The organism is Metabacillus sp. KJ11-3 (assembly GCF_055808295.1).
Genome location: NZ_CM147865.1, coordinates 571,213 through 588,688, shown reverse-complemented (window position 1 = coordinate 588,688; position 17,476 = coordinate 571,213). Strand labels below are relative to the sequence as shown.

Genomic DNA, 17,476 nt, shown 5'->3' with positions numbered 1-17,476 from the left:
CATATCTTCATATCTAATGCTATGAATCATTCTATTCATCAGATCTTGCCAAGTTTTTTAGAAGCCAGTTATAGGACTTGTCTCCACAAATTTCGTGCTTTCCATCAAAAAAGTGTCGATCTATATAATTTCCCGCATTAAACCTTCTGTAAATTTCATTAATGGTTTCCAACGCTTCTTTTGCATGATTAATTGGAAATACTGTATCATTTTTTCCTGACTCAATATACAAAGGTCTTGGTGTAAGTAACCCCAACAACTCAGGCAGTTCACCTAATTGTAAAATTCCTGGAATATAATTATCAAGGCAATGATTTCGATCCATAATGCTGCCTTTAAATGTATTTGTATAGCCGGAAAGGACAGTAGCTTTTATCCGTTCATCGACGATTGAAGTAAAGGCTGCTACAAGACCCCCGCCAGAGAAACCAAAACATCCAATTCTGTCTTGATCAACCCTATCAATCGTTTGTATGTAATCTAGGACTCTTCTGCATTCAAAAACCCTCAATCCGGCAATCGTTTTTCCCATTAATAGCAATTGACTTGCAATTGAGAAACATGAACTACTACTAGGCTCGCCAGATTCAGCATCTTTTGCAAGCTTTCGTTCACCAAACCCGATTAACTCTGGAACAACAACCACCATCCCTTTTTGTACAAGTTCTATTGCACAATTCGTATGAATGCCCGGCTCTCCTTCTATTTCAGTTCCATTATGATGTAACCCAACCATTTCTTTATTTCCGTAGCCATGACCATGAAGTGCAAGTACGGCAGGAACTTTTGTGTTTGTTTTTTTCTTTGGGAGAAGGACATAAGTTGGACAACAAAGTTGATCAATGGTTGTGATGTCTATTTTTAGACGCCAATAGTCAGCTTTTTCCGTTTTCTCTATAAGTCTAGGATTCAATGAGTGTTCTTCTGGATATGGAAAACGACCAATCAATTGTTCAAATTTTGATTTTGTTTGTTCTTGCCAGTGTTGGTCATAAACTTTAGCTTTTGAAACAGTGTCATGATATAAATGTTCAAGAAAGTGATCGGGATTTAACAAAGTGAACTCTCCTTCTTTTTCTAAACTAGTTCGTTCCATTGCGCTCCAGACACAGGATTCGCCGGGGAGGAAGTCAAGCCTCCTCGGCTTCGCCTGTGGGGTCTCGCCATTCCTCTTCTCCCGCAGGAGTCGAGTGTCTTCCGCTCCATTCCACTGTAGCTTTTTCAAAAAAATTCAGAACCTACAATCTATTAGTAAAATTACTTCAATATATAATATATTTTTCAATTGGTAAATCCAAATCTCGAATTCCTTCAACTATTAATCTTGCAACCGCAAGGGCTCCGTTTTCAGAAAAATGAGTGTTATCTTGTAGTCCATTCGGGTAATTAGGATGTACACCTGGATCAAGCCAAAGAAAGATTTCTTGGGTGTTCTCAGTACCTATGTTTTCAAAGTATACTTTGCTTCGTTTTCCTAAATCGATTACCGGAACATTTTTTTCCTTTCCTAGTTGAAGGATCACTTCCGAATAATTGCCATGTGTTTCATTTACACTTCCATGCTCATTAAAGCTTCTTCTTTGCACAGGTGTAAGTAAAATAGGTGTTGCTTTATGCTTTTTGGCTACATGAATATACTGTTTCAAATAATATTTAAAATCTGTAAATGGATCTGTAAACCTTTCATCTGTTTTTGAATCATTATGCCCAAATTGAATAAATAGGTAATCGTTTTCCTTGATATGTTCATTTATTTTCGTTAGTCTTTTTTCTAAAATAAAACTTTTTGAGCTTCTTCCCGATGCTGCTTCATTTGCAATGGTTATATCATCAGTAAAGAATTGGTATAATACCTGCCCCCACCCTGCTTGTGGAGCTCTTTCTATTGGATATGAAGAAGCAGTAGAATCACCTGCTATAAAAATGGTTGGATTTTCATTTTGAGATATTGTATTAACCCCCCAGCTCCTGATATAGATTCCTATTTCCATTTTCATTCATATGTATGATGATGTCTAATCTCTCTTTAGCGATGAACAAATCATATGTTTTAATGATTACTATGTGATCTTAAGAGTATGTTTCGGATTCTAAGTACCAGGTAAAAGATTTGTTCTATTTTCATGGGTTTTGCGTATGGATAGTATGATAAATGCAGTAATTTGGAAAGGGGGATTGTCATTTGTGTCACAGCATGAGAAACCTTTCATCTTCCTTAAATAAGCTTATTTTTTCAATATTATTAGCTGGACATAAAACATGTCCTCCCGATTGGGTTCGGAAAAATAAAAGGCCTCGTTATTACTCCCTTTGGTATGTAACAAAAGGAAGGGGAGAAGTCGTCATTAACGGAAAGAAGCATAAATTACAGCCAGGCAGACTTGTTATTTTTACTCCTCAAATGGTATGTGATAAGAAGTCATATCGTACGAATCCATTGGAATTTTATTATGTTCGTTTTTCCTATGCCATGGCTTTTGAGGATAAAGATGTATGGCAATTTAAACATTCACAGGATGTCCCTTTTCCTCTTAAAGGAGTTTATACAATTAGCAATCATTCCGCCGTAACAGTTTTACTTGAGCAGCTAAGCTCATTAGCAAAAAGACAAGGGACAACCGTTAATATGCAGCAAAGAATTGTTTTTGGGGAGCTGTTATTAACTTTTGTAGAAGATTTCAATTCTCAAATGCTAAGCGGTGATAGCAAAAAAGCGATTGAAGGAACAATAGAGTACATGATTAATCATTATAAAAATACAATCACCTTGTCCGAACTTTCCCAAATTGCCGGACTGAGTACCAGCCATTATTCCAGACTTTTCAAAAAATATATCGGCTTAAGTCCGATCGATTATTTAACACATCTACGGATCGACCGTGCAAAAGAACTACTTGGCTTATCTGACGTAAAAATAAAAGAAGTAAGCCAGACCGTTGGATATGGTGATGAATTATATTTTAGCAGAACCTTTAAACGAATTATTGGGGTTTCCCCTTCTCAATATTGTGAAGATCACAAACAGATTAGCGGAGAGCTTTCTAATCATACAGACAAAAGGTAGAGCTTCCTCCTTCAAGCCCTACCTTAATTTTTTTATACCCGAACTCTCGATCGATTTGCTTTGCTCTGACTCTTACATAGTTGATAATACATGTTCCTTGATTTAAGAAGCTCTTGATGGTTCCCCATTTCCACGATCTTCCCCTTATTTAACACGATAATTTTATCTGCATGCTGAATGGTTGATAATCGATGGGCAATGATGATTGTGGTGCGATCTTTAGAGATTTTCCTTAATGTTTTTTGGACAACCGCTTCTGTTTCAGTATCAATATTTGCTGTTGCCTCATCAAGGATTAACACTTTAGGGTTGGCAATAATTGCTCTTAAAAATGATAAAAGCTGATTTTGCCCTGTAGATAATACAGTACCTTGCTCAACTAGCACAGTTTCATATTGGTTTGGTAAGGTGCGGAAAAAGGCGTCAATATTGACAGATTTTGCTACATTAATGATGTCTTCATTCGTAATATCCTGCTGATTTAACCGGATATTATCAAAAACAGTCCCTGAAAAAACAAAACTATCCTGTTGAATAATTCCGATATGTTTTCTCAACTCTGACAATTGAACATCCTTTATATTTACATCATCTAAGCAAATCTTTCCCTTTTGGATGTCATAAAAACGGTTAATAAGCTGAATAATCGAGCTTTTTCCAGCACCTGTTTCTCCTACAATTCCAACCGTCTCCCCCGGTTGAATATGAAAATGAATATCTTTCAACACCCATTCCTCATTCTTATAAGCAAAAGATACATGGTCAAATCGTATTTCCCCTTTAATATCGCTCCCTAGTTTTTTCGGTTTATGAGGATTAAGGATTGTTGATTTTGTGTCCAAGGTCTCAAAAATACGTTCTGCTGACGCTAGTGCAGACTGAATTTGATTGAACTGATCAGCAAGTGCCCTTAGCGGCTCGAAAAATTGCCTCACATAATGTGTAAAGGCATACACAATTCCGAAAGTTATAGCACCTTCTAAAACATTTCTTCCTCCAAACCAAACAAGTAATGCAAGTGAAAGATTACCGAAAAAACCGATGGAGGGATTAAAAATGGAATTCAAAATCGTCTGTCGCATTCCTGCTTTATAATGACGGTCATTCAACTCATTAAATTGCTCAAGTTGTTTTTCTTCTCGAACAAAGAGCTGGATAATACTCATACCTGATAAATTTTCAGCAAGAAACGAATTAAGCCTTGATAAAATAAGACGAATTTTTCGCTGTGCCTTTCTCATAACCGTTTTAAAATAAATGGTTGTGATCATAACAGCCGGTATAACAATTAAACTAACTAATGTAAGCTTTACACTGAGGTGTAACATGATCAATATAATGCCTAAAAGAATAAGGATTTCCTTAATTAAGTTAACAATAACCTGTGAATATAATTGATTGAGAGCCTCTACATCATGGGTAATTCTTGTGACTAATCTTCCGATTGGGTGCTTTCCATAAAAAGAAATCGACATATTTGAAAGGTGCTTAAAAATAGTCTCTCTAATATCATATATAATTGACTGTCCAGTATATTGCAGCGTATTTTGCTGATAAAAGGTAAGAACAGCGGAACTAGCGATGAGAATAAAATAAATCGCCCCCAATACTAGTAGGCCTGTATAATCCTGCTCTCGAAATTGATTCATTTCCGCTTGACTCAAATGATTGACCGGAAAAAGCTTTCCATCAATTTCAATTTGATTAGTCGATAAATGGAGTTGATATTCCTCTGACTTTGATAATCCATCATTCCAGCCTTGAACCAGATAATGAGTATTCTCAATTGAAACAATCGCTGCCTTCTCTAAGTCTTGGATCTCCTGTTCATTTTTAGAACCTGGTAATCTAATATATACTTTTTCTTCTAAGCTAGCTGTTTCCTGAAACTTTATATCAAGATGATTCAACCTGTTTTTCGTATCATCTGCCTCATCCTGATTTCCAACAACCATCGGTGAGTAGATTCCATTTATATACGTGTCTATCGCTACTTTAATAATATAGGGCTGGGCGAGGCTGGCGATGACAATCAACCCTGTGATAAAAATAGATAAGATTATTTTTTTCCAATATGGCTTTGCAAAGCCAAGCATTCTTCCTAATAACTGACGGTCACTCATATTAGCGATGTTCATTCCCCCACTTCTTTAAACGAATTGTTCTCTCGTTTGAGGTTTCTATGACCATTTCATTTGATTGCTGAACATACATATTTTTATAAACCCCTTTTTTTCTAAGAAGTGTTTCATGTGTACCTTGTTCAACAATTTGCCCTTTATCCATTACAATAATTTGATCGGCATGCTGTATCGTTGAAATACGGTGACTAATCATGATCGAAGTTTTCTCCTTCATTTCCGCTTTCAAAGTGTATAGGATCCTTTCCTCCGTTTTTGCATCAACAGCACTTAAACTATCATCAAAAATTAAGATCGGTGAATTTTTTATTAACGCACGAGCAATGCTTACCCGCTGACTTTGTCCACCTGATAATGAGAGTCCCCTTTCCCCTAATGCCGTTTGAAAACCTTCAGTAAACCCTTGAATGTCTGCATAAACTTCAGCCTGGCGAGCTGCTCGAAAAACATGTTTCGTTTGATAATTTTTTGGATCGAAGGCAATATTATCTTGAATAGTAGAAGAAAAAAGAAAGTTTGTTTGTGGGACATATCCAATTGAAGATCTCAAAACATGAAGTGGGAGTTTTCGTATATCGTAATGATCAATAAAAATAGTGTCTTTAGGTGGATTATATAGTCGTAATAGAAGATTGACTAAGGTCGATTTCCCACTGCCAATTTTCCCCACAATTCCTAAACTTGTTCCTTTTTTAATCGATAAATTAATATTTTGAAGAGCGTCTAGTTGGCTGTTTGGATACTGAAAAGATAGATTTTTGATATCAATGTCTCCACTCAGAGCCATAACAGGAATGACATCTTTTTCATCTTTAATGGTTGACTCTGTCGCAAGCACATCAGATAATCGTTGATCAGCAGCTTTCCCTTGTTGAAATAAATTGATCACTTTTCCAAGGTTTTCTATTGGTGAAATAAGCAGGGACAGGTATGTATTAAATGCAACAAATTCCCCAAGCGTTATCGTACCCCGCATAACCAAAATAGAGCCAAACACAATAGATAGTAAGTAACTTAGTCCTACAATTCCCTGACTAAGTGAAGTGAAAAGTGAATTTGCACGGATCAGTTGTTGATTCGCCTTTATATTTTGATCATTTTCCTTCATAAACTTTTTCATTTCTTCCTGCTCTTGAACATACGTTTTAATAACCCTTATTCCGGTACAAAACTCTTGAACACGGCTTGTTAACGTACCAATAGCTTCTTGTACTTTCGTTGAATGCATTCGAATTTTGATTCGAAAACGATAGGCCAAGTATGTTAAGGCCGGCAATGGAATGAAGACGAGTAAAGTAAGGGACAAATTAATCGTACCTGCCATAAGAAAAATACCAATTGTTATTAAAATAAATGCTTCAATCATTTGAAAAACACCTTGCATCCCAATTTGACGAAGCACATTCACATCGTTTACAGCATGAGCCATCAGGTTGCCGATTCTTTGATTTTGATAATATTCCGCAGGAAGCTTCTCCCAATGCTGAAAAAAACGGGTACGTAAATCACGTTCAAGCATTCTCGATAAGCGGAAAATATAAATACGGCCGCATGAACGAAAAACGAAAATCCCCAGACCTAACCAAATAAAGTAAACGGCTAACTCCATCAGATCACTTGCTGTGATCGTGGCATATTGAATTCCATTCGTAAACTCCTCTAACACCAAAGGAACCATTAATTGAAGAGCAAGGGAAATTGTTAATAACACTGCTCCCAGCATATACTCCCATTTATGTTGGAGAAAATACTCTGTAAATAGCGCTCGCTTTTTCACCAAACCCCACCTTCATACTTATTGTAGTGTTAAGGTTACTCTTTCTTTACGTGATTAACAATGGATTTCCTCATCATGTTATATGGATTATTTTGCTCTGTAGTAAGACTGCGGTTAAACATTACGGTTTATTCAACCACTTTCGGTGGTGATTACGGTTACATTTTATAAGATTCGATCGACTTTAATGATAATTGCGGTTACATCCAGGAGAATTCAACCAAACTCCGAGCACAGTAATCCTTTCAACCACTTTCAATGATGATTACGGCTACATTTCGTAGGATTCGACCAACTTTGTATTTGATTACGGTTACATTCCACAGAATTCAACCAAACTCCGAGCACAGTAATCCCTTTTCAACCACTTTCAATGATGATTACGGCTACATTTCATAGGATTCAACCAACTTTGTATTTGATTACGGTTACATCCCACAGAATTCAACCAAACTCCGAGCACAGTAATCCCTTTTCAACCACTTTCAATGATGATTACGGCTACATTTCATAGGATTCAACCAACTTTGTTTATGATTACGGCTACATTCCACAGGATTCAACCAACTTTGTTTATGATTACGGTTACATTCCACAGAATTCAACCATACTACAAGTAATCGCATCTTTTTCAACCTTTATCCAGTCCATCTATGTTCCTATTCAGCACATCAACTGCATTAACTTCTGATGAAAACCCTAATTCCTCCCATGCATTTTCTGTTGACCATGGTTTATTCGGGTTATCGGAAACACCGTAATATGTTCCGTATTTTACCGTCGATTGGAGAGCCAAGTGAAAAAGCTGTATGGTATCCTCATGTGATAGTAAGGTATGGTGCAATCTTTGTTGTTTTTTTACTGATTCATATTCATCCTTTAATACACTGCCGATTCGTAAGTTGATGACAGACAAATTATTTTCTTTTTCTCCTGCAAAGATATGTCCTATATTTTCAGATGCAAGCTTTAATACACCGTATAGTCCTGTTGAAAAAGGGTAATCATGAATGGAAATTTTTCTATCTAATGTTGAACGTCCATCTTTTTCATAGTAATCTGTTGCGTGATTGCTGCTTGCATAGACAAGCTTTTTTATTCCTAATGCAACGGCTGTGTGTAATAGATAAAATGAAGCTACAAAGTGTATGTTTGTCATTTTATGAAATTGGTCAATATTCTTTAAATCATCTTTTGATTTAATCGTTAATAAGTTGATCATCGCATCCGTATCTTTTGGTATATTTTCCAGTAAGTCCTGATAGTTTGTTGCATCTACTTCAATAGCATGACAAGGTAAAGAAGTAGAATGTACATTTTTATCAAGAATAACAAAGTCATATGTATCAGAAAGACCATTCACTAATATACTTCCTATTGTCCCTGCTCCACCGATGATCGTTACCTTCTTTTTCATTCTTTCACCTACTTTTAGACGTTTTAGTTATAGAGTGTGAAACATGGTCCATATCATATTCTTACCCCAAAAAAACCCTTTCATAACTTTTCAGCTGAAAGGGTCTTATCACATTATTTTAGTCTTTCAAAGGTTTCCTTGCTTCAATCAGTCTCCAATTCTGAGATCGCTTAGAATTTTTTTCATTAATTTCCACAACTGTTCCATCTTCATTACTTTCTTTCGGAACTTCTAATACTTTCCCACTATTTACTGCATAGAAGGTGTATGTGCCATCCCCATTTGGAGTTAGGTACCATTGTTGATTTCCATAACCAAAGTATTCCCAAATTTGCACGTCATCACCATTTGAAATTCCCGATGCATCGAGAACTTTATTACTTTTGGAAGACATAACTTTGTAGCTGCCTGATTGATTTATTTCGATATCCCATATTTGTTCTATCGCATTTTTTTTCGGTTGAATCGTTACTTTTGATCCATTTGATGTTCCCGCAACAGACAATACCTTCTCGCTTTTTGCATCTACAATATGAAAGGATGCTTTACTTTCTACTATTGTTGTTCCCACTACTTTTCCATTTTTCGTAGAAGCAGTAATCATTGATCTTCCATGTCCAACTATTTTAATCTCAGAATTGTTATGATCTATTTTTTTCACTTCAACGATGGATGGATTGCTTGATCTCCAGTTTAACTTTTGATTTTTATCAGAATAAGGAAGACCAACCGCTGAGAGCTTATGTGTCTCACCTATTCTTAGTGCAAGCTTTTGATGATCCATAACGATCCTGTTAGATGTCATACTGTTATTTGATGCATCCTTCCAAATTCCTCTTAAAGGATAAATTTCCAAAGAAACAATCTTTACATCGCCGCCTTTTGAATAAAAGCTCATTTCATCACTGGCACCGTCTGGAAAGATAACATTTGAAAAAACAGCCTGACCGTCATTCACAAATACTTCTGCAGATGATTCATCTACATACATCCTCATTTTTATTCGGTTATGATCTGGCTTGACCTTTGTTTCATGTCGTGTAGAAAATTTCTCAGAAAAGTCGATTTCTCCAGATTTTGATCGATCAAAGAACGCTGTTGAATTTGTTACATTGTAGACAACATCTGTTTGTTGTGTTTCTGATTTTCTTAGCTGAAAACCAAATTCCTCCGCTCTGTTTTTTTCAGGTAATTCAATTTCCGCTACGATTTCAAATGCAGTAGCCCTCATTTCTGAGAGTATGTTTGCCGTGTTAGGTTTTACAAGCTTGTTACTCCAGGATGTATGACTTCCTCTTAACTGTTTTAATTCTTCTATAGGTTGTTGAACTAAGCGAACACCTTCCCCAGGTACCGTTTTTAACATGACTTCACGTGGTATTGACATTTGGCCCTGCCAAGGAGAAGTCGGGAAGCTAAATGGGTAATCCCAGTTACTCATCCAACCTAAAGAAATTCTTCTACCATCTGAAGCTGGGATATCAGAAAAAGACATTGCAGCATACATTTCTTTTCCAAATTCATTTTTTAAGACAACCCCAGCTTGATGGTCACTTACAAATTGTTTTCCATCAAACGTTCCGACAAAGTATTCAGAATCAGAGCCGTTTGTATTTGGATTTGCCCCGGTACTGATTGAGAGTACCCACTTTTTCTTTCCGTTATCACCATCAACAGGAAGCTGAAAAAAGTCCGGACATTCCCATACTCCGCCTCTGACATAATCTCCATAGCCAAACGATTCAATCATCTCCCAATTCAATAAATCCTTTGACGTAAAGAAACGGATATGATCTCCACCTGAAATAACCATCACCCATTGATTATGGTCTTCATCCCACACAACTTTCGGATCACGGAAGTCCCAGCCTTCCCCACCATAGAATTCACCTATATTCGGTATGATCGGATTTCCATCATAAAACTCCCATGTTCTTCCTTTATCCCGGCTATAAGCTACGCCAACCTTTTGATCACCATTATGTTTAGCTGGATTAAAAGATGTATAAAAAGCAATTAATCCCGAGCCTTCTTCATTAAATAAACCTGAAACATTATCCTTATCCACTACAGCAGAACCGGACCATGCATGCCCCATTTCATTCCACGGAATAGCAATCGGCAGCCGCTTCCAATGAACTAAATCTGTACTAACTGCATGTGCCCATTTACCGCCATCTTGGTGAAAAAGATGGTATTCTCCTTCATAATAAACCAAGCCATTTGGGTCACTGGCTGCACCTCTTGCCTGGGTATAATGATACTGTGGCCGATAGAGCTCTTCATAATATTCATCAAATTTAGTTGCATAAACATGTTGAAAATATGCTGTACCATTATACACATTTAAACCAAATTTCCCACTGGAATATGTTGAATCCTGCTCTGCGATCACAGGCTCCGCATATCCATCTAAATACAATTTCATTGTTGGACCTTTTGCATGGATCTCAAAATGATAGGTCTTACCAGTTTCAATCTTTCTCTCAGCAATGCCAATTGTTCGATCTCCGCTTAAGTCTAATAAACGGACCTGATTTAAATTAGGATCCAGCTTTATCATATACCCTTTTGTCGCATCTGAATTTGCACGAAAAACAAAGTCCGCAGTACCATATGGAGTCGAAGGATCTACCTTTAAATCACCTTCCAGAATAAAATCCGTTTCCTCCGACTCTGCCACATAATAAGTGTTTTCTGATTCACGACTTTTGCCCATAATCCCTTCAAGATGTGGAAGCCATTCCCCATTATATGTTTGCCATCCTTCTAAGTTCGTAGATAAATCACTCACTTGAATATTCTGAAACACAACATTTCCATTACTAACCTTAAGCCCTACTAGACCTTGATCATAGGTTTGATCTTGAGCAGTGATAATCGGATTTGAGCTGTTCTGCCAGAATATATGTAATGATTTTCCTACCGCTTTTACTCTAATGTGATATAGCGATCCTATATCAATCGGTTCGTTATAGTGTGAAATAATTTTATTACGTTTTGTATCCACCAATCGAATTTGATCTTTACCAGCATCTATTTCCAAACCATATCCTTGCAATCCTTTTTGATCTGCTCTAAAAAGTAATGTCCCGATACCACTTTTGTCATTAATCATCACATTCGCTTCAAAGTTGAAATCGGTTACTTTTGTTTTTGTTATAGCATAGATATTTTCATTTAATTTAGCACTTCCTGTTAACCCTTGTGAAGTTGCCGACCATTGATCTGTCAATCTCCATTCACTTAGATTTGTTTTCACCTCATGCACGAAAACTTGACTAAATTTTGCTGAACCATGATTAACGTTAAAGCCGGTAAATCCCTTTGAATGTTTATAATCTTCTAGATCAGCAACGATTCTATCATTCAAGAATACTTTAATTGATGGACCATCTGCTGCAATTTTCACCTTATAAGTGACATCTTCTTTTAACTGCTTTTTCACTTGTTTTCCGATAAGCTTACCTGTTTTTATATCAACTAATTGAACGCTGTTTTTCTTTGAATCTAACCTTAACATATATCCTTCGGTTCCCATTTCATTTGCTCTAAAAACAAGTGAGCCGGAGGATGAGGACTGAAATTTCACCGTTGCTTCATAAACAAAGAAATTTCCGACCTCTGAAGATGATAAGATGAGTCCTGGTTGTTTCTTATCACTCTTTCCTCTGATTACACCATTTTTCTCCTGTACCCAAGATCCGGTTATAGGAATATATCCAAAGATTGCTGCATTTTGTTCTGTGGCCTGTACTTGAAAATGCTGATCGATATAAATGACTGAAAATACAAATACAAGTAGAATCACGAGCTTCGTCTTTTTTAAATTCTTCATCTCATCACAGCTCCCTTAATATAGTAAACGCTTTCATAAACTCACAATAGAAAAGGGATTAAGACAACGTTCCTTCATCCCTATCATTTTAACTTTATGTCCTCATACACAACAATTGGATCGTAATTTAGACCCTTCAGATATTGCCCCTATTTGAGTACAAGTAAATGCCCCAATCTTATTGCTAAATATAATGATATCTTTTAATTCTTGAAAAGATTGGACGATATCATGAGGATATTTCTTTTTTGCCAGTTGAAATAAAGCAGCCCCCACAAATGCATCGCCGGCTCCAGTTGAATCAATCGCATTTACTTCAATACTTGGAATAAGCTCTTTTTTATTTCCATTTGATACGAGAGTCCCGGTCTTTCCTAATGTGACAGCTATAATGGATGCTCCTAATTGATGAAGGTCATCTATTCCTGCTGTTACATCATGTTTTTTCGTGATAATCCCTATTTCCTCTTCACTTACCTTCACAAAATCAGCTAAGGCGATCGCTTCTTTAGTGAATTCAATAAATTGTGGTGTGCGTTCTTTCCATAAATCTTTTCTGTAATTAGGATCAAACGAAATAAACTTCTTATCTATTTTTGCTTGTTTCAACATATTCAGATATGTGCAGCGAAAGGGATCGTCTAATAGTGCAGTTGCAGATCCAAAATGAATAATGGCAGCTTGGTTAAATGCCGTTTTGTCTATTTCTTTTTCATGAAGATAAGCATCTGCTCCCCGGTTAAAGACGAAGTCACGTTCACCGTTACCTTGTAAGGATACAAATGCCAGGGTGGTTGGATGCTCTCTATCAAATAAAAGCATGGATGTGTCAACATTCACGTTATCCAGTGTTTTTTTTAAGAAATGCCCAAATGGATCCGTCCCAACTTTTCCACAAAACATGGCATTTCCCCCCAAAGATGCGATCGTCGCACATACATTTGCAGGGGCTCCTCCGGCTTGTTTTTCAAAATTTTGCCCATCTATTAAATCAATGTTCACGTCTTTACAGAAAAAATCAATTAACAATTCCCCTATACAAATAATTGAATGTCCTATTGTGTCCAACCTCCTTATTCCCTACTCAGACCAAATAGAAGAAAGCTTTGTTAATTGCAGAGAGTGGATTTTTATACTTCCACGCTGTGATGATAATTCTAGTTTTTTACTTCCTTCCGTTGGAAAAATTAAACTAGTAACGGCTACGGCTCCATCATTTGCAAATACTTCAATTGATGAGGTATCAAGGAAGACTTGCAGTTTTATCCTGTTATGAACCATTGATAATGGTGCATGTTGTATGGCTTGAAAAGAAGATGAGAAGCTGTGTTCACCTGAGTTTGTGCGATCAACAATTAATTCTTCTTTTTCAGTGTCATATCGAATCAGCGTTTCTTCCTTAATTGAATGTTTAATCACACATTCGATTACCGAGGAATCTATGTTTTCAACTTCTATATTTATTTCCTGTAAAGCATCATCAAGAGTAATAGATAGGGGCTGAGTGTTGACTATTACCTCTTCATCATGATGGAAACCATTTTCTCTTAAACTGTTTACTTCTGTTACAGGTTTTTGGATCAATCGAATTCCATTAGTAGTTGAAACTAAGTTTAATTCTCTTGGCAGTGTCATCGCTCCTCGCCAATCAGTCGTCGGAACAAAATTGGCATATCTCCAATTGCTCATCCATCCGAGATATATTCTTCTGCCATCTGACTCAGGGATATCTGACCAACTAACACCTGCATAATTATCTCTGCCATAGTCAAGCCATAACACCGTTTGGGCATCGTTATCATTTTTAAAAGTAGTTCCATCAAAATCTCCAATAAAATATTGAGTTCTTGAACCTTCCCTAAACTCACCGGTATCACCAAGGCTTACGATCATGACCCACTTCTGATTGCTAGGATCTTGATCAACCTGTAACGGAAAGAGATCAGGACATTCCCAGAATCCTGCATGTGAGCCATCATGGTCCCCAAATTGACTCGCAAATTCCCAATCTATTAAGTTTGGAGAGGTATATAAGGTAACGCATTGCCCTGTTGCAAGAATCATGATCCATTTATTTGTAGCCTCATGCCAAAACACTTTAGGATCACGGTAATCGGTCATTGAAGGATCTGTTAATACAGGATTTCCTTCGTATTTTATCCAGGTTCTCCCCTTGTCATGGCTATAGGCTATACTTTGTCTCTGACGGACTATATCTGTCTCCGGATAGGTATCATGGTGCGTAAAGATCGCTACTAAACCAGGCTCATCATCAAAAAATCCTGTTGTATTATTCCAGTCAACAACGGCACTTCCAGAAAAAATGGTGCCATGCTCGTCAGGATGCAGGGCAACCGGCAAATGCTCCCAATGGATTAAATCCTTACTCACCGCATGCCCCCAGTGCATCGGCCCCCAAATTGTATCAGATGGGTGAAATTGATAAAAAAGATGATACTCACCTTCAAAAAACACCATACCGTTCGGGTCATTCATCCACTTTTCTTTCGGTGAAAAGTGAAATTGCGGGCGGTACTTTTCAGTTAATTTTTGAATCATTATTTATACAGCTCCTTTTCATGAAAATTTTTATGATTGGAAGAGGAATATATCAACTTTCACAGAAAATCTATCAATCGACAGATTTCAACCCCTCATCCACAAAGGAGGCTAATTGTTAGCCTCCTTATATTTTTACGATTGATTTCGATCATATCCCGTTTGTTTAATTTCCAACCACTCTTGCAGACCTAAGCGATCAAGCTCTGCTAGATATTCATCCCATTCCTCTTCTACTTTTCCATTTGTCATCCATTCCGCTCTTTTTCTATTAACATAAGCGAATAAGTCTGTTTCAATTTCTGAAAGTTTATCTAACTCTTCTAGTGAGAAAAACACTTTAGGATACGTATTCTCCGCTTTCATATGAGGAACCATGACTTCTTTCATTAAGTCCAGTCTCCATGCTGCATCATCTGGTTTTGTTGTAACTTTGCCATAGTATTCATCTAGGATCGCCAAAGGTCCGTTAATACTTGTTTTTTGACGTACTTCAACAGGTGCAGCTCCATCTAACGGCAAATGCTTTAACATATCACTTGCTTCATCAAATTCAAAAATATTTTGCTCTGATTCATCACCATATGTCCCCCAGTTGTTTTGAACAGATTGATGTGGGTCATATAATTGATCAATCCACTTGGCTGTAAGTTCCAGGTTTTTATTTGCACTTGTAATCACCATTCTTCCACGGTCAAAGCCCATACCATTTGTTCTCGCCACATTCACATGACCATCAGGACCTGCTAATGGAGACATTAGCTCATATTTTTCATTCATGCCTGTAATATTTGCTTTATCCCATGTAAAATACATACCATAGCGTTCATCTTTTCCTTTAGCTAAGTAGTTATTCCAATCGTGCTCAAATGCTTCGACATCTATTAATCCTTCTTTATATAAATCACTAAAATAGGTGATGGCTTCTTTGTAGCCTTCATCAGCAGCTGTAAATAATACTTCACCTTTATTGCTTACAACTGTATGATCCCAATTATCCCCAAGTCCAAAAGAGCCGAATAAAAAGGCCGGATCCTCACCACCGTGATTAATAATAAATGACATTGGGATTTCGTCCGCTTCACCATTTCCATTTGGATCCTGTGTTTTAAAGGCCTTAAGGACTTCTTTTAATTCCTCTGTTGTTGTTGGCATTTCCAATCCTAATTTGTCTAACCACTCGACATTAATCCATGGAAAATCATCAACAGAGTGTATATTTTCTTTCCCTGTGCCTAGTTCTTCAATCCATGGAAAAGAATAGATATGCCCGTCCGGAGCTGTCATCATAGCTCTGTATTCAGGTGCTGCTTCTAGTACTTTTTGAAGATTTGGCATGTATTGATCGATCAAATCTTCAACAGGAATAATGGCTCCATCTTTTGCTAGTTTTAATAAATCATAATCTCCATAACCGGCATCCATAATAGCGTCAGGGAGATCTCCACTTGCTATCGCTAAATTTCTTTTTTCTACAAATACATCATTTGTGTAGTTCTTCCATTCAACATTAACTCCTGTTTTTTCTTCTAATCTTTGATAAATTAATTTTTCATTTGGATCTTTTGGTGCTAATGGAGAACTTTGTGTTAAAAATTTAAGTGTGACCTCTTCTTTTAATGGAAAGGAAATATCAGATAGCTCATAGTCTTCAGAAGAAGAGACATTTTTACTGCTGCAGCCGGATAACAGCAACATCGCTACAGCAGTAGAATAGACCACTTTTTTTACATGTTTCATAAACTTACCCCCAAAATAGTAGATTTATTATTTATATCTAATTGATTCATTATTTTAATGAACCAACCATAACACCCTTTTCAAAATACTTTTGGAAAAATGGATACATCACAATTAACGGTAGACTTGAGATGACAATAGCTGAGTACTTAATCATTTCAGATACTTTTGCCAATTCAGCCATAGCAAGCTGATCACTTATCATTCCCGGTTCAGCCTGGTTTTGAATTAAGATTGATCTTAAAACCAGTTGGAGTGGATGCAGGTTTGGATCTTCAAGATAAATCATGGCATCGAAATATGAGTTCCACTGACCAACAAAAGCATAAAGGGCCAGTACAAAAATGATTGGTTTAGAAAGCGGTAACACTATTTTGAAAAAGATAAGTAAATCCGATGCTCCATCAACCTTGGCTGCTTCATGTAATTCATGTGGAATTCCCTTGAAATAGGTTCTTGCCAGGATAATATTCCACACATTCACAGCTCCAGGAAGCAAAATCGCCCATATCGTATTTAACATTCCTAAATCTTTGACAACTAGATAAGTAGGAATCAATCCTCCACTAAAAAACATCGTGATAAGAAATAGAGTCATAAATACATTTTTTCCAACAAAACCTTGTACTGATAAAGGAAAAGCCGCAAAAACAGAGACAACAACAGTAATAACTGAAAATCCAACAGAATATAGAATGGCATTTAAAAATCCTCTCACCATTGCATCATCTGATAATATCCGCTTGTACCCCTCAATACTCCAATCAGATATATTGAAAGATAAACCTTTGTTCAGTAAAACTGTAGGGTCCATAAAGGATGCAATAACCACGTAAACCAAGGGAACGAAAACAACGAGAACCGCTAAACATAAGAAAATGCTATTTAAAGATAAAATCATTCGATCTATACGTGTGTGCTTAATCATTGTAAAATCCTC

11 protein-coding genes are annotated in these 17,476 nt (G+C 36.7%); 1 reads left to right on the top strand and 10 read right to left on the bottom strand.

Annotation, left to right across the window (positions count from 1 at the left end):
* Positions 1–31 precede the first annotated feature (31 nt).
* The gene (locus AC0L8O_RS03055; protein WP_473446550.1) at positions 32–1,096 is read right to left on the bottom strand and encodes an alpha/beta hydrolase family protein; all 1,065 of its coding nucleotides are present in this window, start codon (positions 1,094–1,096) and stop codon (positions 32–34) included.
* 166 nt (positions 1,097–1,262) lie between these two features.
* The gene (locus AC0L8O_RS03050; protein WP_473446549.1) at positions 1,263–1,997 is read right to left on the bottom strand and encodes a rhamnogalacturonan acetylesterase; all 735 of its coding nucleotides are present in this window, start codon (positions 1,995–1,997) and stop codon (positions 1,263–1,265) included.
* A 185-nt stretch (positions 1,998–2,182) separates the two neighbouring features.
* Between AC0L8O_RS03050 and AC0L8O_RS03045 the strand changes: the two genes are divergently transcribed.
* On the top strand, positions 2,183–3,064 hold the full coding sequence (locus AC0L8O_RS03045; protein WP_473446548.1) for an AraC family transcriptional regulator: 882 nt from the start codon (positions 2,183–2,185) through the stop codon (positions 3,062–3,064).
* A 32-nt stretch (positions 3,065–3,096) separates the two neighbouring features.
* Here AC0L8O_RS03045 and AC0L8O_RS03040 read toward each other — a convergent pair whose 3' ends face one another.
* The 8 genes from AC0L8O_RS03040 to AC0L8O_RS03005 all read right to left on the bottom strand — a co-directional run bounded on the left by AC0L8O_RS03040 (position 3,097) and on the right by AC0L8O_RS03005 (position 17,464).
* Positions 3,097–5,202, bottom strand: coding sequence for an ABC transporter ATP-binding protein (locus AC0L8O_RS03040; protein WP_473446547.1), 2,106 nt, complete (start codon positions 5,200–5,202; stop codon positions 3,097–3,099).
* Positions 5,189–6,982, bottom strand: a complete 1,794-nt coding sequence (locus tag AC0L8O_RS03035) for an ABC transporter ATP-binding protein (RefSeq protein WP_473446546.1) — start codon at positions 6,980–6,982, stop codon at positions 5,189–5,191. Before AC0L8O_RS03035 ends, AC0L8O_RS03040 begins: the two co-directional genes overlap by 14 nt.
* Before the next feature lie 631 nt (positions 6,983–7,613).
* Positions 7,614–8,399 carry an NAD-dependent epimerase/dehydratase family protein gene (locus AC0L8O_RS03030; protein ID WP_473446545.1) on the bottom strand — a complete coding sequence of 262 codons (786 nt, stop codon included), beginning with the start codon at positions 8,397–8,399 and terminating at the stop codon, positions 7,614–7,616.
* A 118-nt stretch (positions 8,400–8,517) separates the two neighbouring features.
* Complete coding sequence (locus AC0L8O_RS03025; protein WP_473446544.1) at positions 8,518–12,237, bottom strand: GH32 C-terminal domain-containing protein; 3,720 nt, start codon at positions 12,235–12,237, stop codon at positions 8,518–8,520.
* Between the two features lie 102 nt (positions 12,238–12,339).
* The gene (locus AC0L8O_RS03020; protein ID WP_473446543.1) at positions 12,340–13,305 is read right to left on the bottom strand and encodes a carbohydrate kinase family protein; all 966 of its coding nucleotides are present in this window, start codon (positions 13,303–13,305) and stop codon (positions 12,340–12,342) included.
* Between the two features lie 12 nt (positions 13,306–13,317).
* Complete coding sequence (locus AC0L8O_RS03015) at positions 13,318–14,796, bottom strand: glycoside hydrolase family 32 protein (RefSeq protein ID WP_473446542.1); 1,479 nt, start codon at positions 14,794–14,796, stop codon at positions 13,318–13,320.
* A 135-nt stretch (positions 14,797–14,931) separates the two neighbouring features.
* Positions 14,932–16,536 (bottom strand): ABC transporter substrate-binding protein, encoded by a 1,605-nt coding sequence (locus AC0L8O_RS03010; protein WP_473446541.1) that lies wholly within the window; start codon positions 16,534–16,536, stop codon positions 14,932–14,934.
* 49 nt (positions 16,537–16,585) lie between these two features.
* Positions 16,586–17,464: a carbohydrate ABC transporter permease gene (locus AC0L8O_RS03005; RefSeq protein WP_026562211.1), complete on the bottom strand. Its 879-nt coding sequence runs from the start codon at positions 17,462–17,464 to the stop codon at positions 16,586–16,588.
* Positions 17,465–17,476 lie beyond the last annotated feature (12 nt).